A 22,593-nucleotide genomic window follows, 5' to 3' on the forward strand; every position below is an offset into this window, starting at 1 on the left:
TATTTTATACTTCCATTTCGGTTTCATCATCCTCAAGATGTTGTCCTTGTTCATCCGAGATTATTCTCAGTGATTTTCCAGTTGATATTTAAATACTCAAGCTTTTCTGAAACATACTAGTCCACAATAAATTCTGTAATATTTCTTCCTAAATACGTAATAGATCATTACCTGACTAATCAATCCCTTGTATCACTACTCTCATCTTTGACTTAAGAACTTACCTGCATAAAATAATAAACTTTCCCAAGAAAGGCGAATGCTTGAAATCAGTAATTTTCAACATTATAATTAATGCATAATACCTACACATGTGATAATAAAGCAAGGAGGACAGCTATATGCCGAACCATCCAAATGATCCTAATGGTGAATGGGATTACGATTCTATGCCCAATGTAGAAGAATATTTTAAAGAAGATAGTAATCTCGACCGATACAGTGATGATTATGATGCATGGGAAAACGAACAATCCAGCGAGTAAAGGACCACTTGAATTCACTTTCTAAAATTCTTCCCAAGCTTTTGAAATGAAAGCGGTAAATGACCAGCGATATTGTAGGATACTAATATCCTACAATATCGCTGGTTTGTTCATCTTATGTCCTGATAGGGTCATTGTACATATTTCCTTAGAAAACTTTCTTCAATCATCTCATTGTTTTGTGATCTATATAGTAACAATTCATAAAATCAACACATTCGTTACTTTCCATTCATTCTAATAATCTTAGTATAGATATGTAAGATTTGAGAACACTGTTCACTAATTTCCTGTAATTCTTGAGAAACAGGAATAAGCTACCTACACCTATACTCAATAAAAATTAAGAAGGAGATGTCTTAAATGAACGAACAACTTATTTTCTCTCGTAAGGTTTTAAATGAGTGGGAGCAGCTCTGGGACAATGAAACAATGGATTACTTGAAAACAGCACAGGAAAAAGTTTTTTTTTCTTTAATGGATTTGAACTCTTATTATTATATTCAAAACGAACTAAATAAAAAAAATGATACATGGTTAAACGAACTTAAGAATGGAAAGCCTTTCGAGTTTCCCTCAAGTTTATTGAAAATAGATTATTATTATACTGAACAACCGGCGGAACTACTTATAAGTAAAATTACATTGAACTTTTATGGAACGGTTCACAGTTTTTTTGATACTTACGCGCACTTTTTGCATAAGTCATTGTTTCCGCAAGATCCGATTCCAGTATATTTGAATTTTTCTAAAATTAAGAACAAAATAAAGTCTGATGATTCTTTGGAAGAAATTAAGATGAAAATAGAAGAAAATGAAGTAGCCATCTTCCCTTATGTTGGAGATATAAATAATATGAACAAGCACCAAAAACATATTTTTCCATATAGTGAAATGGATTTAGTAACTGGAGAACAATCATTCACCTCCCCAGCTTTCAGAAATAAGAATGATCACGAAGAAAAAATCACTAAAGATACTTTGGAATCTTCTTGTAAAATGATTATAGATTTTTTTGATAATGTAACTAAAATGGTATATGAGTACAGTCTAATTAGAACAACATCGGAATAGAACTACCCAACTATTACACTAATTTAGGGATTGTCTCAGAAATGCATACAATCCCTTTTTGTTTTTGTTTGTTTTCGAAGAAGGTATAAATACATCGGATACGGTTCAATTACTTACACTGGACAATTATCGTTGGCATTACCACAAAGCGTGATGATGTAGTCTGCTTGTTTTAAAATCATCTGATGTATGACTCGAAATATCGATTTCAGCTTCTTTCATCGTTTGAACAGCACGAGGATTTAAGCCATGTGTCCCTATTCCTGCACTTCTTTATCACTACCAAGTGCATATAAGAACTCATCGGCGATATGTAACAGCTATAACAAATAACAGCCATTAACATTACTATGAAATGTTAATGGCTGTTATTTGTTTTACTGCTGGGAATCAAATTGTTCATTTCACAGATTCAATCAGAAATTTATTTTCATTTCTGATATAATAACAATCGTTTATCTTGATGTAAAAATTAGTGAAAGAGCGTACATACCCAATTTCAACAATTACTTCTCTGTCCATAATTTTTCTGATGACTCTCACATTTTCTCTCTTTAATGTCGCGTATAAAAACTCTTCGTCTTTTACAATTTCTACGACATTTCCTATTTGGCTAGACATGATTAATCATCTCAATATTTTTCAACAGATACTTTAAAGCAATCACGGTTTCATCCCGATTGTTAACTTTCAGAACGATTGGGATAATGTTTAATTGAATTAATTCGTCAGCCTTTGAAGCATCTGTTGTAATGATATAGTGTCTTCCACCAACAATTTCTCGTACATATTTATAGAGTTCGGTAAAATGCTCATCTGAGAAAGAGAAACCAAGAAATAATAAAGATTTATGAGCCATCAAGGCTAATGCCTTCTTTGTATATGTGTCGTCTTGATACTTTCTTGTATAGTCATCTTTAGTCAACACAAGTGAATTGGGTTTGTCCAATATACCATGAAGGTGAACAACTCTAGATTTATGCTCTGAAATAAACTTTTGAACATTTTCAATCTCTTCGATCTCTAAAGGAACCGAGTATTTTGAACTAAAAATATTTAGTGCATTATCATAATTTGTTGTTAAATAATATGGAAACTTAACTTTCAATAAGTCTACATAATTATGTTTTTCGTTAGGGATATCATAGTTAATATGTCTCTCTATGATCTCAGCAGCTATCGGCTTCAACTGTCTATCTTCCCTTACACTTTTAGACAACTGGTACAGCAATGGTATTCCACTAAAATAATTACCTGGTTTTATCATTGCTTCATATGTGTCCCGAAATTTTTCAGAAATTAATAAGCCAAATTCCAAAAACAATTTCTCCCATGAAGGGGCTCCTAGAGGCATCGAAAAACCTGCACCCACTAGCGGTATGGTACTTGAAATGTTGTTACACAAACTCCTGTAGTTGTCAGAATAGTCTGAATCAAGGAATACATTTAACAGTTTATTTGATACAGCTTGTCTAATACCATTATATTCTTCCTTTTGTAAATTGACCTGATATAGTGGTTCAAATTCATGTTCTTTCTCTGATATCTGTTCCTTACACAAAGGACATTTAGTAGTATTAATTGAGATAACTGAGTCCTCTTCAGTCATATTGCATGTTAGATGAATTTTTTCCTCTATTTGGTCTTCAAGTTTCAACTGTTGGATAAGTTGTTCCGCTCCACTTGATGAAAAACCAAGACTACGGATAAACCGCTCAGTAAAATTGTGTTCATTCAAGATTTCAACGTATCTTTCAATGTTCTTTAAATGATCAACATCTCGATTTTCTTGATATTTAGTAATTTCTGAATCCACCAATATATCTAACAACACGATAAATTGCCTCCTTGTCCAAGTGTCTCGTTGGTAAAAAAATCACTTTAAAATAGTTATTTGTAATATAAATAGTCGTTTGCAGGTAATCGTCAGTTTCGTCTGTAAACCAAGCTAAAGACCACTTCGGCAATTCTAATGCACCTTTAAAATCAATATACAAGCTATGAAACATATCTTCAGAAACTATGGGTTCACTTCCACTTTTAGATTTGGTTGCCCCCCTTCCTGCTTGATTCGCTTTAAATTCAATTTTAGTTGTGTAACCGACTTGCCCTAGAGCTCTTGCTTTTTCCACAAGATCAATTTGAGGATTGTTTTTTAAATATAACGCTAATACTTGAGAGCAGATTTTATCCTTTAGAGACTCTTTTTGAATAGCACTCGGTCCCTCTCCATCAGTAAATAAAGCATCGAACCAATCATCGATCGAATTTTCAACAGAAGAGTTAATTTTTCCTGTAACTATTGCTCTGTATTCCTCCAACAGATCATCGTCTAATTTCTTACACATATCATACATTCCAGCTCTGTCTTTTTTCACCTGAAAACTTTCGATAATATCAAGTGGACTAAGTACAAAATTATTGATTTTTGTAATGTATCCATTCATGGTTCTATTCCATTTTTCTTCTTCGAGCAACCCGGATTGTGGAACTGCATCAATACCTATTAAGTTTCTGAACATTAGTAAATAAAATTTTTCTAAATAATTTATTTCAAGGGCTGCAAGATAGTAGACAGGCTCGTCATCTTTTATCACTACTTGAGCAATTAAAAAACGGGCTAATTCTACACGATCATTGTTTTCCTTGAAATCATACCCCAACAAAAATACATTACCTTTTGTTTCGATATTAAGAATGTCCAAAGCATAAAAACCATTTATATTGAATGAGTCATGATGTTGCGCTGGAATGGATTCCTTTTTGTTCATATTATTTATTATTCGAGCTACATTATGAAGGAATGCGTTTTTTTCAGGCAAATCATTAGTTACCTTATGAAAGTAAATATTCTTCAGTTGTCCATAAAAAATATTCTCGAAAAACAATCTATCTGCTTCCCGTTTTCTATCTGGAAAATCCCCATTTATTTCTTCAAAAATTTCATTAAATGAAGTGGAGGTAACCTCAATCCCCTCTTTAACCAATGCTTCCCTGTATATATCAAAGTGACTATATGACAATAGCTTTTTACCGTTGAACACATATGCATTCGTAGTCGTCAATGCTCTTCCCCCACTCGACGTAAACATAGTAATATTTTCCTATTATATCACCTCCAATTATGGACTGTCGACAAAATTGGCAGAATGAATGAACCCAGTGAGTCAGTATTCAATCTATCCAGACTAACATTGGCAAGAAATAAGAACCCTCTTAAGAGGGTTCTCACAAGAATAGGCTATTGGAACCATCTGATTCATTTTTTGCACTTACAAAACATTTAATCACAATAAGCTTGTCCTTCGCTTAAAATTTCCAAAAAACTCATTGTATATAATGTATATTTTTAATAAAAAAATAAAAGCGCTTTAATATCGAGGGCTTTAGTTTTTATTTGACCAACAATTTTACTACTTCTGTGAAAGCCCTTCCTTCTGGGAAGTAATCTTGTTTATTTAAATTGATTTCAGTTCCATTGTGGAAAGTGATGTTAACTTGCATTTGTTTGAAATCAGTGTTCTCGTAATACATTGAGCTTGGATTCAATAATAAAACATTGATCGAGGTGATGTCTTTTTTATTGTAAGAAGTAAAAGATACTTCTAACTTTTCTTCGCCTAACCAGTCGACACTTCCGGTTATAAATTTCTCAGCATTTACGATAACAAAACGAATTGGTTCAATATCATGTCGTTCAGAGGATACGAAGCTTCCTTCGTCCCCCTGTGGAATCATAGAAGTAATTAGATCAACATAATATCTACCTCCCCTGAACTCCGACAATCTTGATATGAAATTTTCATAAGCATTAAAATACATATCTTAATCCCACCCAACTACTAATTTCTTAGATAAGGCAACAAGTGATCTTCCCACATTCTTTTTACAATATCAGTTGGCTTAACGAAAGTATCATTGTGACGGAAACTCATTAACATCCTTAGATTCAGTTGGTTATTTTTTTCCTCAATTGAAAGCATCTCATTAAAAGAATTATCACTAAACATGGACTGATTCCCAAAAGAAAAATTAATCGAATGATGGTTGCCAAAACCACTTCCGAGTAGCATCTTCACGCTTGTTTTATGTTGACCATGAATATACAGCCTATAAATATGTTTCCGCGCGTTTTCTACGTCTAATTGATACGTGAAGCCAGGTGTCTGTGTTTTAACATGATCAAATAATGCATTAAATTGATTCATTATTTCATCATAACTCGACCGAAGAAATTCCTCTTTATCCAAATCGGTAAACGACTTTGGTATTTCAAGAGTTGAAAATGATTCAAAAATGTTTGTTTCTTTCTTGATCGGTTGAGGTATCGGCTCTTCTACTAACGATGATGGCTGCACATTTGAAGCTAAAAAACTTGGCATCGATCCCAGTGGTGCTTTTTCATATGAATTATGACGATAAATCCTGTTTACAAGTTCGTCAAATTTCTTTTCAAATTGTTTGCCATCTGAAAAATCAATTGCATAATAGTCACGAAAGTACGAAGGGAATACGCTCTCGAAATCTCCGTTGTGCCGCATTACGAGGATGATCTTATCCCGATTTCTTCGTAAATCAGCCAAAAGCATCTCGGCTTCGAAACCCACTCCCCCCAGAAAACCATCTGCTCTATTCTTATAATTTTCAGTCAGAACAACAATCACATAATCGTTACTCTTTATTGCGTTAACCATCATTTGATTCAAATTTACTGTTTTATCATAAAGCTCAAATTTATCAAAACTGGCTTCAACTCCGCTGCCATCAGAACGCAAACGATTGACCAGGTCATGAACCCATTTCTCATGTTCCTCACCATCCCAGCTGTAACTTATAAAAGCGGTTGGTCTCCGATTATCCACTGCCACAAACCTTCTTTCACTATAAAATATATGTAAGATCTCCTCTTGATTATAGAACAAACATTCGTTTCTAGTCACTCGAAATTTACCTTTTAATACCTGCAAAAACAGCTGGTACTTCTTTTTTCAAAATTATGAACGTGCCTTCCTAAACCGTTATTTATTTCAAAGGTCTAGTACCAGAATAACTGTCCTCCATATGGTACATACTATCATTATATAAAAGAGAGGAAAGAGACCACATTAATGATTCAGATATGTCTTACCTCATTGAGAAACTATGACTTCAATAGAACTTTACAGGGAGCGAATTATAATGGATATAGAATTAGAACCTACTAAAAAAAAGAAGATGAATACCAACAAAATCTCCAAAGAGCTTGTGTCCCTTAATTTTTCTTGGTGGAAAAACCATGGTGATTCTGTTATATATAATGCTTTTATTTCTCGCCTATTCGAACTTGCATCTGATTCTATGGAAGTTGCAGAATCTTATTTCTTACAATTACAAAAATGGACTATAGAGCGGGGACTTGGCTATCAGAGAATACACCGGTTCCAAATAAGGCTCTCAATTGGGGAAACAATCATTGATATAAAAATTAATGATTGTGATTATGAATTTTACTTATTTGTAGATGCTGTGCCCAAGAAGATATTTAAAAACCCTGGAGAAATTCAACCTTGGATTGAGAACGAATACAGCTAGATTAACCGATCGAATTGTTAATTTTGCGACCAAAAAACGTTAAAGAAAAAAGGATCGTAAGCACGATCCCTGTTGATAGTCTTTGATCAATGGATGTTCTAAGGTTCAATCTATAGATGAGTCTTCTCTTTCATCTAATCCTACTTCATTACGTATTATCTTTAATTCATTTTCTAACATTTCATCGGTTAACCCTACACTTTTCCTCATCCTATCTGAATAAACCTCAAGTCGAGAATCTATATTTCTCACTCGCTCAACAAACCGTTGGAGTTCATTAACCAATTCATTTCTTCCACTTTCGGTAAGCGTTAGTGCTATCTTCTCTTTGAAATAATCATGCACTATAAAATTTCTTTGCCTCAATACTTCTTCTAATTCGTTTTTTTCATCCTCTTGAAGTTGAAACAACTCTTTTATTTCAGATATTAAATTACCTAGTGTGCGTTTTGATCTTTGAATATAAAGAACATCGAAGTCACTTTCTGTAGGAAGAAGCCCTTGCGATCGTTTTAATAAAATAATCATATTAACCAATTGATGCTCCAAAACTTGAGAATAATACACAGCTAGCCCAAAATAAGCATAGCATTCCTTAGCATGTTCACTTTCAGTGTCTGACTTTGACATTCCAGAAAATCACCTTCTTTTGTAAACTATTTATATAACTATGTATTCTAGAAGACATGATTTCCTATCTGCTTGTTACATGATTTTACTGTTCCTAAAGATTTATAACTTTGGAGCTACTGTCATAGAAAAACTTTTCACAAACAGTGACTTAAGATTATGACAGGAGTTATTTGTTTTCAGAATAAATGTCGATTGAGGGTTCAAAAAACCATTTCTAATTCATAGTTTCATAATGTTGGGGAATTGTCTTATTAGAGAATCCTTAGAAATAAAAAAGGTTTCTAATTCTACTGAATTTGAGTCATATTGCTTAGTAAGTTTGCCCTGACTCTGTCGTTTCTGTAGCAAAAATCATGAGTGATTCTTTCTGAGATCTTTAACCATAGGGGACGAAACTAAATGGGGTCTTTTTATTCTGTCGTTCCTCACAAAAGTCTATTATAAGTAAGTGAAAATGAATATACTGATTATCAGGTGCTTTCATCATCTGCAAAGTAGGTGTTAATTCTGATTTCAAGAGAAAAAACTATAGAGTTAATGTCAGAAATATATTTTCGCTTTCTAAAGACCTTGCCATTTGACGATGACTTATATATGGGGGGTATGCGGGAAGGTAGAACTAAATTTTTGTCTAATCTTAATACAGAAATTATCCGGAAGTTTTTTGACAGAAGTAAACAAGATTGGAGGTATACGTCCGATTATGTTAGTCAGCGAGCGTTAGAATTGCTTAAACCAGGGAAATGGGAAAAAGGATCTCTGATATTTGAACACATAGTACCAAAAACCAAACATATTAGAGACATATGCGAAGAAGAAGCTAAGAAGTATTTTCTAAACCAAGATAATAATTTTTCTGAGCAATTTATTTACAATTGTTTAAATGATTGTTACTGGACTGCAACTATCCACAAAGATGAAAATGCAAAATTATCTAAAAATTCCATGCCTATCGGATGGAAAGCAGGGGATGATATTTTTGCAAGGTATCGAGATACTCAAAACATTGAGAAACTTATTATTGATTTAATACCTCATGATAGGACATATTGTTTACCTCAGTCGAAGCTACGCGTCAAATGAAGATGGAGTGATTTTAAGAGTCTTCGAACTTAATGCAATTGAAGGCATAATTGGCTTTCTTGAATCTCTTTTTACGCTGGAAGAGACAGATCGGTTCAGATACTGTATACCGTATGCTAAGCTATTATACAGAAGGATAAAAGTTGAACGATTTTGTAAAAGCAGCCGATAACATATTCGGCTGCTTTTGTCATATTTCGATTGCATTTTTCTCCATATATTCAGTTAGGCTGGTTGATGGGGGCAAATAACGAAACGTAGTTGCGATTCTCTTATGACGTAATTGCCGTTGAATTAGGATTATGTCAATACCACTCTCAAACATCAATCGCGCCATTGTGTGCCGAAGTTGGTGTGGAGTTAAACCAATTTCCATCTTCGCTTTATTGACAATTAAATCCAATACATTTCGGAGCTTCTGATAGTTAAGAGGTTGATTGTTCGAAAAGAAAATCTCCCGATCTTCCCCATTGCTCCAAGTTAACCAATGGGGATGGTTAATGTACTCGTAAAGAGCTTGACAAAGAGTCGAATGCATAAATACCGTGTTTTTTGAGGTTTTTTGACCTCTATTAATAAATATGCATTTTCTTTGAAAATCAATTTGCGACTTTTTGAGCATTATAAGCTCTTTTGCTCTAAGTCCACATGTTATTTCAAGAAGAAAAAGAACAGCATACTGCTTTGTAAACGGTTCTAACTCGTTCGCAGCCAGCATTAATTTATTGCATTGGTCATTGCTTAATGATCTATCGCGCCTCACAGGCTTGTAAAATGTATTGCTAACTAAAGTTACAGGATTTGTAGCTATCAAATCCATATCCTTTAAAAATGTGAAGAACCCCTTTATTGCGCAAATATTGTTATATTGACCGTGATCGGTCAAATCTTCATAGCTCCTTTCAAAATATTCGTCAATAAAAAGGGGATCTATTGGACCGAATTCGCCCGCGTCTTCGTAAAAATAGAATTTATTAAAATCGACTTCTTCCAATACCTCCTCAGATTGTTCGATAATAAATCTCTCGAACCTTCTTAAATAGGTTAATTGATTCTTCTTTGTCGAATCTTTAAGACGAGCAAATTTCAACCAGTCTTTCACATAATGTGAATCAATTAAAATGTCTTTCATTAGTTGTTGTTTAAAAATCATCATTACACATCCTTTGTTTTATTTAATTTATTTCGCAAATATCGACGTGTGAGAGAATGGGTGCTTTTCAACAGCTTGAACAAGTTGCTCATCGAAAAGCTTCAGATACCTTGTTGTAGATGCGAAGCTGTCGTGTCCCAACAATTCAGAAATGGTGTAAAAATTCACTCCAGCATCTAGTAATTGCATCGCAAATGTATGCCGTGTTGTATGCGTGCTAAATCGTTCTTTATCTTCCTTAGAAATTGTTTTACATCTATAAATCAGATTTTTAACAATCTCTTGAATGGTACGCACGCTTAAATGACTTTTTCCTCCATTCTTAGAGAAAATAAAAAGATCATTGTACTCGCTTTCCTCCAAATCCTTCATTACATACCCATAGGTGAAGTTTGTAAAAGCAGAGAGCACTTCAAGTGCTTTATTATTAATTTTTCGTTTTTCCCTTGCTTTAAGTCCTTTTTTCATTGGATGAACCCAGAGTGATTGAGTTTCCCAATCGATGTCACCAGTTTTAAGCATCACAATTTCACCTACCCTTATTCCACTTCCCAAGAGAGTGGTAATAAGAGTATGATTTCTTAAATTGTTGTTGCCACTCCGTGAAAGATTAACGATTTCAAGCGCTTGCTTGAGAGTGAAAGAAAGTGGAATGTCATGATCAACTGTATCAAGTGGTAGCAGTTTTTTTAAATCCAGTTGATCTTTTATGATTAGTTCTCTGCACTCAGCATGTAAAAATGATCTTAGAAAAGAAGCTTTTTTATTTCGTGTATTATCATTAGTCCACTGACTTAAATACTCTGCCATGAACCGTTTGTTTAAGATAGCGTTCACCTCCGTTTCGGTGCCTTTCTCAAAAGTATTTGCGCAGTATCCCGAGAAAATCTTGATTTCCGACCGATAGGTTTTCTTTGATGATTCCTTCAATGGGAAATCTTCTCCGGATTCAAAATCAACAAATGCTTGCTGTATTGTTTTTGGAGCGACAGAAGATTCGACTTTATTGCCTTCTAAGTTACGAATAAGTTGCGGGCGTGCCGACAATACAGACCGGATACGCGTCACATCATACTTGTTCATCAACTGATCAATCGCATTGACCAACTCATCGTTGACTGCCCCTTTTTTTCTTTTCACAGCTTTGTTCATCCATTTTCTTCCTCTCTTTTATAAGAATTTCAGGGTGTTTACGGCGTCTCTTAACTTTGATTCATTGATATGAACATATAGTGCAGTCGTTCTATCGCTCTCATGTCTTGCGACTTCTTTTAAAACCATTGGTGGTAAAAACTCAGCCATCCTGGTAATAAAGGTATGTCTTAGCAAATGAACTCCGCCTTCATATCTCCAGCCAGCAATTTGTTTATAAAGTTTAAAGTTATTGTAGATCTGCCCTTTATACTTGCTGGGTTCTTGAGTAAAAACCAATCCCTTTTTTGCAATACTAATTTTTCCAAACAAACGTGTAATACTTGTTGGGATTGGCAATTGATGCTGATCTATTGTAAGAATATTTGTTTCTAGATTAATATCTTGCCACTGTAGATTTGCCACCTCCACATTTCTAAGCCCCATGTTTAGCATTAAAAGGTAACATAATGACTCAACTACAGGGTTATCAGAGTAAAGCATTACGGTCTTAATTAATGCTTTAATCTCCTCGTCTTTCGGTATATCTCGGTATTCATACGGATCAGAAACGATTTTGGAAATACCTCTGGTTATATCACTGGAAATAACTTCAGTTTCATAAAGATACTGAAAGAATGAAGTGACATAAACCATATGTTGACTCGCGCCTCTCAACGTGTACGTTTCCTCTGCAACCATTCTTTGTAAATACTTCCGATAGCCTTTCAAATGACTATGATTGATTTCCCATACAGGAATATCGTTCATGCTGTAACAGTTTAAGTCTAAAGGCACTGAAGTAAGCCAAATTAATACGCGTTTTAATTGTGATGAAAGGTTTGATAAGCTGCTATCCAACGTCCCCTGATCCTTACAATATTTCAGATAGCGGAGAACAAGGGGATGTATGAACTCCTCTCTCTTTCTTTTACTAATTTTTAATTCAACCCTATGAAAAGAGGTTGCCTTAAAAATCTGCTTCAAATAGCACTGCTTTACAGAAGATTTTTGTTGATTAAATTCATGGATGAATAAATCAACAATCCTTGAATCATTTAGATCTTCTGACGTAACTTCGCCGATCTTTTTTTCTAGCAATAGAGCACATTTATTACAGTAATCGATTGCTAGTACTACAATTAAATCAAAAGTTTCCGGCTTTACCTTCTTTCTTTTCTTATTCAAAAAGTTGCATAAAGAAGCAGACTTGATTTGCTTACATACAACGTTCTCCCAAATCCAATCGTTAATCGCTTTTTTGCCGATGGGTTTAAGTGATGTTTCCTCTGCAAACCCATCAAAGTATAGGGTGTTAAAAACGGTTCCTATATCTATTTCTCCTATCTGGTTGGTGATATATTCATTAGTATGGGATATTCCTGGAAAATTTATGTCTAATTCTGAATTTTTTTGCGTGGAATTAACATTCCATGCAAAATTCCCGAAGTTTAATTCCAAACTTTCGATATCATCTGGAGACCACATTTCTCTTACTCTAAAAATCTCATCAGGTCTTTTGTGCATTAATCTTACCTCCTGATTGATATTATAATTAATGAAAAGTACTAGATTATGTTTTAAATAATACAATAATTGGAAAGAGCCGAATCGCTTGATATACAAGCGATTCGGCTCTTTGGTAATTAAAGGGTTTCCGTTTTTCCGTATTCAGGGTCGTTCAGTGCCTTATCTAAATTTTTCAAAACTTTATTAAGTTCATCCTCAAGTTCACATGATTCAATTTTTTTTAAAAAGTTATTATAGAACTTAGTCAAACTGTTTCTAGGCTTGCTCCACCTTTCTAAACTTTCATATGACTTAATTACAGATTTCGGCACTATGTTGGACAATGGAAAAAAATCAGAAATCGGAATGAAACCAATACTCTCTAATTCCATTATATTAGATAGTGTCAGAGACGATCTGGCATTTTTTTTGTCACTCGCTGCTGAATAAATCTTCCTCCCCAAATTTATTGCCTTCTCATTACTAGTCTGGCATGAGAGAATTTTAGAAGCTAGTTGTATACAAAGATCCAGTAAGCCATTGTATTGTTCGGGATGCTTCTTAAGTTCATTGTTTAAAGCTTCTTTTAAAACTTTTGCTACTCTATCTTCATTCTCACTCTCAGATTGAGTTTTTGTGAAATAAGAAATCGGATTCTCAGCACTTTTATTAATCGCTGCTTTGAATTCCGGAGAATGCAGATCTTTGTCATTCAATAGATCAAGTTCAAATCTAGAAAGTAAGTGTAAAAAAAAGCTTTTATGTGTTATTGTTCCAGCTAAATTATAGCGGTTGTATATCCACTTATATTTATCGAGAGTTGCTTCTTCACAAGTGAAAGTTTTCGAGAATTGCTTCCTCATATGTATCACCTCACACTATTAATATTGATTTAAGCCATCAAATATTCCTATTTTCTAACTTTTGCTGTTCATCCTACAAGTTGTTGATTATAGGGTCAGGACCATAGATCACTCTACTCTATCTATCCGAAACAAATATCACTACAAAAAGACGCATTTATAATCAAATGCGTCTTTCTATATCACCTTTTTAGCAAGTTATATACAATTTTCCCGACAGCATCACTGATCATTTTACAACCTTCATCACTTGAGGAAACAAATTGAACCAGTTTATTAAGCTGGTCATTCTCATTTTCAAGTTGTTCTCGTTGCTCTTCGAATGAATCAACAATACCATCAATAAACTGGTTTTCGAAAGGATATTTGAAATCTTCGTATGAATTGTTAACCACCTGTTCTTCCATACCGGGTGTGCTTACGAACTTTTCAGCCACTTCATAGAGTTGTCCACTTATAATTTCGCCATCGAGATCCGTACCAAAAAGGTCATTAATTTGTTTGACAATTTCAGACAAGTATTTGTAATCCTCTTTCTTTTTACCACCGACACCTGAGCCCCCTGTAAGAGGTGCGTTAGCTCCTTTTGCAAGCTCAATGTGTGCTTCTTCAATTTTTTTGATGCGATAATATTCCAGTTCAACGAGGTCACCGTCAAAATCCCAACCTGTTTGTCCCATTAGATCACTAATCTTTTTATACAGCAAACGAATGAATGTAAAATAGCGTTTCATATCCTCTTCATATTCCACCATCTGAGAGAGGAACAGGTACATCGATACGAACTTTTTCATCATGGACTTTACATCTTCTTGCTGATCCTTTGAGATCGCCCTGAACCGTTTTTCCGGCGTCTGCAGGATTTTATAGATCTTGGCTTGATCCGTCGCTGATTGCTTCATTTTAGGTTGAAAGAATATATCACAGAGTGCCTGAACTTCGGTTTCCTCATATACCCGAGTTTCATCAAGTTGCCTCCGGTATTCGTAAAGCAGATTTGGATCCGTTTCTTCGTCGATCGTAGTCTGCTCGTAATACGGTTGAAACGCCTTCTGAATCGTTTCACGATCATTAACAAAGTCAAGTACAAATGTATCACTTTTCTCTGGATGCGTTCGATTAAGACGTGACAGTGTCTGAACGGCTTTGATACCTGTTAACTTTTTATCGACGTACATCGTATGTAGCAGTGGTTGGTCAAATCCTGTCTGATATTTATCGGCTACAATCATAATTTTGTACTCATCTTCTTCAAATACTTCGGCGGTTTGCGTATCCGGAAAACCATTCATGCCAGCTTCGGTTACGATTTCATCCATTTCCTGATCTTCAACGTTGCCGGAGAAAGCGACGAGCACACGAAGGTCAGTATATGCTTTTTGAGACAGATATACTTTAAATGCGTCCATATAACGCTTCGCATGAAGCCTAGAAGATGTAACAACCATCGCTTTGGCTTGTCCGCCAATTTTGTCTTTCGTGAACGTACGGAAATGTTCAATAATGATTTCGGCTTTCTGTGATAAATTGGTCGGATGAAGGGAGACAAAACGGGCAATAGCTCGTTTTGTTTTTTTTGAATCCACTTCAGGATCCTCAATTGCTAATTTAGTAATTTTAAAATACGTATCATATGTCGTATAGTTCTTGAGGACATCATGAATAAAGCCTTCCTCGATCGCTTGACGCATGGAATAGAGATGAAACGCTTGATAGTCACCATCCTCGTCTTTACTGCCGAATGTTTGCATCGTTTTCTTCTTCGGTGTTGCCGTAAAAGCAAAAAGGCTCAAGTTTTGACGTCTCTCATAGGCAGCAAGCACCTCAGCGATTTGATCATCTACATCGAGAAGATCTTCGCCACGTTTGTCCACGCTTTCCGCTTCTTCGAGTGACTTATACGTAAGCATATCCTTCATTTTGGTCGAGGTCATCCCAGTTTGTGAGCTATGAGCCTCGTCCATGATAATCGCATATTTAGATCCTTTTGGCATTCCGTTCAATTTCCCCATTACAAATGGGAATTTTTGGAGAGTGGTTGCGATTATCTTCGCGCCTCGGCTAAGCGCATCAGCTAGTTGCTGTGAGCCTTTATCAATATAAGCAACAAAACCAGGCGTGGAATCAAACTGGCGAATGGTATCTTGGATTTGTGAATCAAGTACAATCCGGTCTGTAATCACAACCACCGTATTAAAGATCGCTTTTCCATTTTGATCCGCGAGCGAAGCTAGTTGGTGAGCTGTCCATGCAATAGTATTACTTTTTCCGCTACCTGCGGAATGCTGAATCAGATAACGATTTCCTGCCCCGTTGGTAAAGACGTGATCCGCGATTTTTCGAACAGCATCAAGCTGATGATAGCGTGGAAAAATAAGTTGTTTCTTTTTCTTTTTTTTATCTTTTTTGTTTTCTTCAATTTTAAGTTCAATAAATCGCTGTAAGATATCAAAAAGGCTATTTTTTTGAAGAATTTCTTCCCATAGATAGGTCGTCTTATAACCTGATTCATGAATCGGGTTACCTTTACCAAAACCATCACCTTTATTAAACGGTAAGAAGTACGTCTTTTCTTTTTTAAGCTCCGTAGTCATATGTATCTCATCTGTATCAAGCGCGAAATGTACAAGTGAACGTTCATTGAACCTAAAGATGGGCTCAGCCGGATCACGATCCTTTTTATATTGACGGATCGCATGTTCAATGGTTTGATCTGTTAATGGGTTCTTTAGCTCCATTGTAATGAGTGGAAATCCATTTAAATCGATGACTACATCAAGGGAATTGTTATTGTTAATGCTGTAATGAACTTGACGAGTTACGGAAAGTCGGTTTTTCTCGTAATTTGAGACCGCATCAGGATTGAAATCGTTATCCGGCTTCATGAAAAACATCCGTAGCTCAATACCACGATCTTTGTATTTCCCTTGTGCACTGTCTCGAAGAAATCCAATAAGCCCCTTGGGATGTGTTTGTATAGCACGTATTATAGACTGAATCACACTATTTTCGACAGACGTCCCGTAAATAGTTTGAAGCGCAGCCCAATGTTTGGGCTGCGTTTCTTGCAAAAATAAAATGAGTCGTGAGCGGAATAATCCGAGTTTAGCATTGAACTCGCCAGGGATACCTTTTAGGTATCCTTGGCGAAGAAGGGAATATTCGATAGCAGATTCAAATACGATTTCACGATAATCGATGGTCATTCTTGTGTCTCCTTTCCATAGTTGCGGACATTTATCTTTCCGGTAACAGCTTCGCTGATAAGCGATTGGCGGTATTCTTGGAGTTTTTGGATTTGAAGCCTTACTTTCGAAATTAATGTATCAACTTTAATTGTTTTTTCCTTTATATATTTAATTATATATTCTCGTTCATTATGCGGAGGCAATAGAATGGGAAGCTCTTTTATGCTAAAAGATGAAATAGAAGCCAAGTTGGTTGATTGTTTAGAATGCAACATGAAATAAAACTTAGCATAACTAGTTGAAGTGATAAGGTCCAACCAATCCGAATACGATAAGTCATTTGGTCTAACAGCAAAGACATGGTTTTGATGAAGGCACGGTTCGATCTGTGCCTCCCATTTTGCACCTCGACCTAATTTGTCGTAGTCGCCGCCTTCGTTCATTAAAACATCTCCATATTTTAGCTGGTATCTTTTCTCTTCCCCTTCCGCCACTTGTATGGTGGCAACATCTGATAAATCTATATATCCGTCCTGAACGTTTGCTACTCTAAGGTAGGGAAATTCAATTACTTCTTTGCCTGATAAATCTTTACCTTTGGTAACACCTGAGCGGACATTGGCTATAAATTTCAAACGTTTAATTTCCCAATTCACCGGAACGGCGCCAAGCCACTCGATTCCCGAATCTTTCATCGGCACATTCGGATCGAGACCTTTCGTGACCGCTTCGTTGATGATCGCTAGTCGTTGTTCCTTAAGAAGTTGGATTAATTGTCGACTTTTTTCTATAGTGTCATCGATTTTATTTATTTCATGATCAAGGAAATTTGATATATCAACTTGTTCTGTGTAAGGTGGAGTTAATAGAATTATGTTATTAAAACTTTCAGGATACAATCTTAATCGAGAATCAATAATACCCGTTGAAAACCTTTTAAACTCGGTAGCGTACAATTCCGTTCTTAGTAAATAATGATAAAAACGAGGATCATGTTTTTCTAAATCAATAATTCTAAAAACAGCATATGCAGGACTTACAATTCCATCTATTGGTGCAACACCAAGAGCTTTCTTCCAAGCTAACATAATGTTTATTATTAGATCATTTTTATTATTTTTTTTATAACCCTCAAGGGTAGCAGCTCTCGTTAGGAATTCAGAATCTTCATTCATTTCCGATTTCGCAGCAACTCCATAATATTCGGAGACAGAAAGTAACTCTTCTTCACCTGTTTTTGAATATTCAATTATATGCTTAAAAATAAATTTTGCTTTGTACAACTTCCAATGGGAAGGTATCTCATCTATTAATTCAATTCCTGTGTTTTTATACATTTCATATTGCCTAAACTCAGCCTTCTTCATATTTTCCATCATTGTGTTACCTCTTCAAGCACAATCAATATTTCCTTCTGTAGCATTTTTATTTCGTTATGAATTTCATTGAGAGGTCGTAACGATTGATAACGGTAAAAATGCCTTGTAAACGGAATTTCATAGCCCACTTTGCCGAAGGATCCGTCTTTTTCGTCACGAACATCTTCGTTGATCCAAGCATCTTCCACATGCGGACGAACTTCGGCATCGAAGTAATCGTAGATGCTTTGTTTCAGCGGTACATTTTCGAAGTCTCGTAGCTCCGTATCCGCTTCTTTGTTTCCTTTGGCGTCATAGCAAATTTCAGCGTTTTCATCCCGCTCAGCTAAAGCGGCTAATATTGCTTTGTAAACTGGAGCTTTCATTGGAATTCCAGCTTCTTTAATTTGCTTCTTTAACACTTTTTCAAATTCATCGCGATTCACATACAAATGATCTGAAGCAATACTTTTAATAACATCTTTGATAGCTTCTTGCTCTACAGAAGAGAGCTTAGCAAAAGTTGTTTGATCTTCTAGCTTTTCAATTCTATCGGACGTGGTCTGGAAATTCAGACGTAGCGGACGTTCGACTGTAACTCGTCGATAACCGAAATCTTCATTGTCAAAAACTTTGCTGTGTTCACTCTCCTCAAAATAGCTATATAACTTCAAGATATCATCAATATGCTCTTGTCCGAGTTCCTTCCGCTTGCTGCCAAGGCTTTTTCTCATTTTTTGATAAAAATCAATCGCATTAATCAGCTGCACTTTGCCTTGACGGTTAGAAGATTTATGATTGCTGAGCACCCATACGTAGGTGGCAATACCCGTGTTGTAGAACAAGTCAGTCGGGAGTGCAATAATTGCTTCAAGCAAATCATTTTCAATGATCCAGCGACGAATCTCACTTTCACCAGACCCTGCGCCTCCGGTAAAGAGAGGACTGCCGTTCAAAACAATCGCAATACGCCCTTCACCCGGCTTCATTTTGGAAATCATATGTTGAAGGAACAAAAGTGATCCGTCACTTACACGTGGGAGTCCAGCGCCGAAACGACCATTGAAGCCTTTTTTGTTATGTTCCTCTGTAATATCTTTCTGCGTCTTTTTCCAATCTACGCCAAACGGTGGATTAGAGAGAAAATAATGAAACTCTTCATTCTCCAACCCGTCCTGCGTAAAGCTGTTTCCAAATTTAATATTTGACACATTTAGCCCTTTGAGCAACATATCCGATTTACAAATCGCATACGATTCACCGTTGAGTTCTTGACCAAATACTTCAACATTCATCGTGGGATTGAGTTTACGAAGATATTCATAAGCCACTGCAAGCATACCACCTGTGCCGCAAGCTGGATCATATATCTTACGTACAACCTTTTCACCCGTAAGAGCCGTTTTTTCAGCTTCGAACAAAATATTGACCATAAGCTGAATGACTTCACGCGGTGTAAAGTGCTCCCCGGCAGTTTCGTTAGACTGCTCTGAGAAACGGCGAATGAGTTCTTCAAAGATATAGCCCATTTCGATATTGCTAACGACATCTGGGTGCAAATCAATTTTCAACATCTCTTCAAGAACGTTGAACAAAATATTGGCGTCTTGAAGCTTGGTAATTTGCGCTTCAAAGTCAAAATATCGAATAATCTCACGAGCATTTTCGGAAAAGCCTTGAATATACTGCTTAATATTATCAGCAAGCATACCCGGAAAATCGCGGATAGAACGTAGAGTGAAGGGACTTGTATTATAAAAAGTGGAACCGGATGCTCTCTCAAGCATACGCTTCTGGATTGTGGATAGTGGTTCGTTCATCGTTTTGTAGGTATCCAATACCTTTTCTTTGCTTTCTTCAAGTGCGCAGTCCAAACGTCTTAGCACCGTAAAAGGTAAAATCACCTTACCGTAATCGGATTGTTTATAATCGCCGCGCAAAAGCTCTGCAATGTTCCAAATCAAACTGACTTTATCTGAAAAATTCATGTTACATCTCCCTTATCTCTCTCTGTATATAATCATTAAATTTCTACGTACTTGTTCATAAATCCTGCATTTTCGACAAAATACGAGGGTTTATTATTTTTATAACTATTTATCTTATGTGAATATATTCCTACCAAAAAGATGCTAATACAGAGGTATATAATACTCAAAATTATAGTCAATATTAAAAAAGCCTCGGAACACCGAGACTTTTTAAGTCCATTAATAATATTATAACTCATTTATCTTATTCCAGGACTTTAACCACACCAAAGGTATAAAAATATTATCAACTCTCAGATTTTCTCGAAGTTATTTAAATAAGAGATTTATGTGACTATGCCGACTGCGAAAAACATTGTAATTACGCATTAACATCGAGCTCATTCTTTAAGATTGACTCAGCAAGGGTGTGAAAGTCATCTCTCATTTGTTTACCAATATAATAAGTCAAAGCAAATCCAGCAGTAGCTGAAATTGCTTGCCCAACAAAAGGAATGATTTTCACTATTTTTTTTGGAATTTCTTTTTTAATTATAGCTTTTAGCACAGCATTAATTCCATCTGTAGAAGCGTATTTTAGAACCCTATTTATGATCTGAAATATATGATCATACTCTTTTAAAAGACTCATTTCCTTTAGCTTTTCATCTGAGATCCCGTAATTTTTCTGAAGTTGTTTTGACAAGTTAACCAAAATCCCCATATCAATTGCAATGTCAGTACCTATAACTGGATTCAATCCATTCAGTGCTGAAGCACCTGCAGCTAATGTAATTAACCTAGAACACGCTTCTTTTTTTTTGGTTAGAAATTCAATTGAATGAGCTTTGGCATTCCGCTCCCAACATTCACGCTTAGAACTATCCAGACAATCATCAATTTTTTTTATGAGTTCATCAATACCTTCTCCCGTTTTGCAACTCGTAAAAATAAGTTCAAAATCATCAGTTTTAATATGTATTTGTAAAGAAATATCCACTTTTATTTCTGCTTTAATTTGATCAATTGACTTCCTCTTATCAAAAAGATTATCCGATTGATTACGAACAAAAATACAAACTTTCCCCTTATTCTTTAACTTATTGAAAAATTCCGTGTCCGAATCATGCCATTTACCAGAGAGCACGCACAAGAATAAATCATATTCATCGATATTAAACTGATTCCAATAAGTCTCTTTGGGGAACATCTCCGTACCATATCCCGGCAAGTCCATCAAAACGAGATTATTCCATTCGTAGGGCTCAGCATCAACTGTAGTATCTGTGTAGCTAGAGACTTGCGAAACTTCCTCGCCGACAATTTCATTGATCAGAGATGACTTACCTGCACCAGGTTGTCCAAAGAAAGCAATTTTGACTTTTTCTTCTTCCGTAAGCCTTCGCAATTCTTCTTTAATCTCATTGATATTATTGAATGTATTACTCACAATCATTCCCCTTCCAATTATAAAGCAACAAATTATCAACAACGGATTGATAGTATTCTAACATGTTTTTCTGGAATCATACATTGCGTTCCCTCGAATAATTCGCCCTTACAACCCATCATTGATTGCCAACTTCTTGCTATCTGAATATAGTTACAAAAAGAATACAGCTAAGTACTGTATTACTCTTGCGTGATAAATTCTCAAAGAGCAAACTCTCGATTTAAAGAGTGAGCATTGTAATAAGCAATTCATATTTGATATTTTATCGTACACCAGATCTCTAGTTCAGAATCAATATTTAAATTATTTTCTCTGTGATACTAATCAGTGCTTTTATTGTTTTTGTTCCTTACTAGAGTTGTGTATACATCTTTATAAATTGTTTAAGGCGATCAGTTGTATCCATTTTTTCTAGTCTGTTTGCCCACCCCCATTCGGGAACTTCAAAAGGAGTGCCTTTCCACAAAATTTCCACTGTAAAACGGTGACGTGAATCTTTACTATTTGTTGAATTGTAAAAAAACGGATTGTTCTTAAGCCTAACAATGGCAGTAACAAAGAACTTCGTGGTTTTTCCAGTACCAAGAACTAGCAAATCGTTATCCCCAGCCTCGTCATAAAAATCGTCGAAGAAACGCTTAATATGCCCATAATGTCTTGAGGGATTAACTTCCTTTAGTTGATCAAGTAAGTGTTGACGCTGCTTTTGAGACATACTTCCATAATCGGTATCGATACCCTCCTCATCAATAGCAATAAAAGGAGGCGTCGACTCCAAAAAACGAACTGACCAATCTTTAAAGGTTTTCATCAACCAGACATTGTTCATTTTACATCCCCCACTAAGTATTAAGTAATCAACTAAATAATACTTAGAAAATTCAAAAATGTACATCTTTTGTAAGTAAGTTTTGGTGAAAATTAAAATAATGAAAACACCTAATATGTTCACGGTTTTTTATTAGATTACTTAATAAATAATACTTGCAAGGCTTTGTATGATCTCTTCATTTTCATATAGTGATTCAACCGGATTTTTAGTTGAGCAAAGTTGTTCTACGAAACTTTTGCAGCCCGAGATGATCTTTGTGAAAACGTGTGTATGGTTGTGGTAGAATTAAA

At 35.4% G+C, this 22,593-nt stretch carries 18 protein-coding genes and 1 pseudogene; 4 read left to right on the plus strand and 15 right to left on the minus strand.

Going from position 1 to position 22,593, the window contains the following annotated elements; genetic code table 11:
- Positions 1 to 341: 341 nt before the first annotated feature.
- Together QP794_RS25610 and QP794_RS25615 are read left to right on the plus strand one after the other, a co-directional pair.
- Positions 342 to 485 (plus strand): hypothetical protein, encoded by a 144-nt coding sequence (locus QP794_RS25610; protein ID WP_285079559.1) that lies wholly within the window; start codon positions 342 to 344, stop codon positions 483 to 485.
- Between the two features lie 363 nt (positions 486 to 848).
- Positions 849 to 1,559 carry a hypothetical protein gene (locus QP794_RS25615; RefSeq protein WP_285079561.1) on the plus strand — a complete coding sequence of 237 codons (711 nt, stop codon included), beginning with the start codon at positions 849 to 851 and terminating at the stop codon, positions 1,557 to 1,559.
- A gap of 116 nt (positions 1,560 to 1,675) precedes the next feature.
- Here QP794_RS25615 and QP794_RS25620 read toward each other — a convergent pair.
- The 5 genes and pseudogenes from QP794_RS25620 to QP794_RS25640 all read right to left on the minus strand — a co-directional run.
- Positions 1,676 to 1,829 (minus strand): annotated as a pseudogene (locus QP794_RS25620) (arsenate reductase/protein-tyrosine-phosphatase family protein); the annotation flags it as partial.
- 343 nt (positions 1,830 to 2,172) lie between these two features.
- Positions 2,173 to 3,393, minus strand: coding sequence for an SIR2 family protein (locus QP794_RS25625; protein WP_285079563.1), 1,221 nt, complete (start codon positions 3,391 to 3,393; stop codon positions 2,173 to 2,175).
- Entirely contained in the window at positions 3,356 to 4,624 is a 1,269-nt protein-coding gene (locus QP794_RS25630) for a hypothetical protein (protein ID WP_285079564.1), read from the minus strand. Before QP794_RS25630 ends, QP794_RS25625 begins: the two co-directional genes overlap by 38 nt.
- A 328-nt stretch (positions 4,625 to 4,952) precedes the next feature.
- Positions 4,953 to 5,381 (minus strand): hypothetical protein, encoded by a 429-nt coding sequence (locus tag QP794_RS25635; protein WP_285079566.1) that lies wholly within the window; start codon positions 5,379 to 5,381, stop codon positions 4,953 to 4,955.
- A gap of 20 nt (positions 5,382 to 5,401) precedes the next feature.
- Complete coding sequence (locus QP794_RS25640; RefSeq protein WP_285079567.1) at positions 5,402 to 6,421, minus strand: toll/interleukin-1 receptor domain-containing protein; 1,020 nt, start codon at positions 6,419 to 6,421, stop codon at positions 5,402 to 5,404.
- Positions 6,422 to 6,737: 316 nt separating this feature from the next.
- On the opposite strand from QP794_RS25640, the gene QP794_RS25645 reads away from it, so the two are divergent.
- Positions 6,738 to 7,130: a hypothetical protein gene (locus tag QP794_RS25645; RefSeq protein WP_285079569.1), complete on the plus strand. Its 393-nt coding sequence runs from the start codon at positions 6,738 to 6,740 to the stop codon at positions 7,128 to 7,130.
- Positions 7,131 to 7,235: 105 nt separating this feature from the next.
- Here the strand turns inward: QP794_RS25645 and QP794_RS25650 are convergent, their stop codons facing one another.
- Positions 7,236 to 7,760: a hypothetical protein gene (locus tag QP794_RS25650; protein WP_285079571.1), complete on the minus strand. Its 525-nt coding sequence runs from the start codon at positions 7,758 to 7,760 to the stop codon at positions 7,236 to 7,238.
- Between the two features lie 501 nt (positions 7,761 to 8,261).
- Here QP794_RS25650 and QP794_RS25655 point away from each other — a divergent pair.
- Positions 8,262 to 8,846 carry a hypothetical protein gene (locus tag QP794_RS25655; protein ID WP_285079572.1) on the plus strand — a complete coding sequence of 195 codons (585 nt, stop codon included), beginning with the start codon at positions 8,262 to 8,264 and terminating at the stop codon, positions 8,844 to 8,846.
- Between the two features lie 190 nt (positions 8,847 to 9,036).
- Here QP794_RS25655 and QP794_RS25660 read toward each other — a convergent pair whose 3' ends face one another.
- The 9 genes from QP794_RS25660 to QP794_RS25700 form a co-directional block, all read right to left on the minus strand.
- Complete coding sequence (locus QP794_RS25660) at positions 9,037 to 10,002, minus strand: tyrosine-type recombinase/integrase (protein WP_285079573.1); 966 nt, start codon at positions 10,000 to 10,002, stop codon at positions 9,037 to 9,039.
- Positions 10,003 to 10,026: 24 nt separating this feature from the next.
- Positions 10,027 to 11,151, minus strand: a complete 1,125-nt coding sequence (locus QP794_RS25665; RefSeq protein ID WP_285079575.1) for a tyrosine-type recombinase/integrase — start codon at positions 11,149 to 11,151, stop codon at positions 10,027 to 10,029.
- A gap of 18 nt (positions 11,152 to 11,169) precedes the next feature.
- Complete coding sequence (locus QP794_RS25670; RefSeq protein WP_285079577.1) at positions 11,170 to 12,657, minus strand: tyrosine-type recombinase/integrase; 1,488 nt, start codon at positions 12,655 to 12,657, stop codon at positions 11,170 to 11,172.
- Between the two features lie 119 nt (positions 12,658 to 12,776).
- Positions 12,777 to 13,502 (minus strand): hypothetical protein, encoded by a 726-nt coding sequence (locus QP794_RS25675; protein ID WP_285079578.1) that lies wholly within the window; start codon positions 13,500 to 13,502, stop codon positions 12,777 to 12,779.
- Between the two features lie 182 nt (positions 13,503 to 13,684).
- Positions 13,685 to 16,708 carry a type I restriction endonuclease subunit R gene (locus tag QP794_RS25680; protein ID WP_285079579.1) on the minus strand — a complete coding sequence of 1,008 codons (3,024 nt, stop codon included), beginning with the start codon at positions 16,706 to 16,708 and terminating at the stop codon, positions 13,685 to 13,687.
- The gene (locus QP794_RS25685; RefSeq protein ID WP_285079581.1) at positions 16,705 to 18,069 is read right to left on the minus strand and encodes a restriction endonuclease subunit S; all 1,365 of its coding nucleotides are present in this window, start codon (positions 18,067 to 18,069) and stop codon (positions 16,705 to 16,707) included. The genes QP794_RS25680 and QP794_RS25685 overlap by 4 nt, the downstream gene beginning before the upstream one ends.
- The gene (locus QP794_RS25690) at positions 18,066 to 20,036 is read right to left on the minus strand and encodes a type I restriction-modification system subunit M (protein ID WP_285079583.1); all 1,971 of its coding nucleotides are present in this window, start codon (positions 20,034 to 20,036) and stop codon (positions 18,066 to 18,068) included. The genes QP794_RS25685 and QP794_RS25690 overlap by 4 nt, the downstream gene beginning before the upstream one ends.
- Before the next feature lie 364 nt (positions 20,037 to 20,400).
- Entirely contained in the window at positions 20,401 to 21,468 is a 1,068-nt protein-coding gene (locus QP794_RS25695) for a GTPase (protein ID WP_285079585.1), read from the minus strand.
- 355 nt (positions 21,469 to 21,823) lie between these two features.
- A complete protein-coding gene (locus QP794_RS25700; RefSeq protein WP_285079587.1) occupies positions 21,824 to 22,300 on the minus strand; it encodes a hypothetical protein in 477 nt (158 codons plus the stop codon).
- Positions 22,301 to 22,593 lie beyond the last annotated feature (293 nt).

Origin of the sequence: Paenibacillus sp. UMB7766-LJ446 (assembly GCF_030226665.1) — a bacterium.
GTDB classification, from domain to species: Bacteria; Bacillota; Bacilli; order Paenibacillales; family Paenibacillaceae; genus Paenibacillus; species Paenibacillus vandeheii.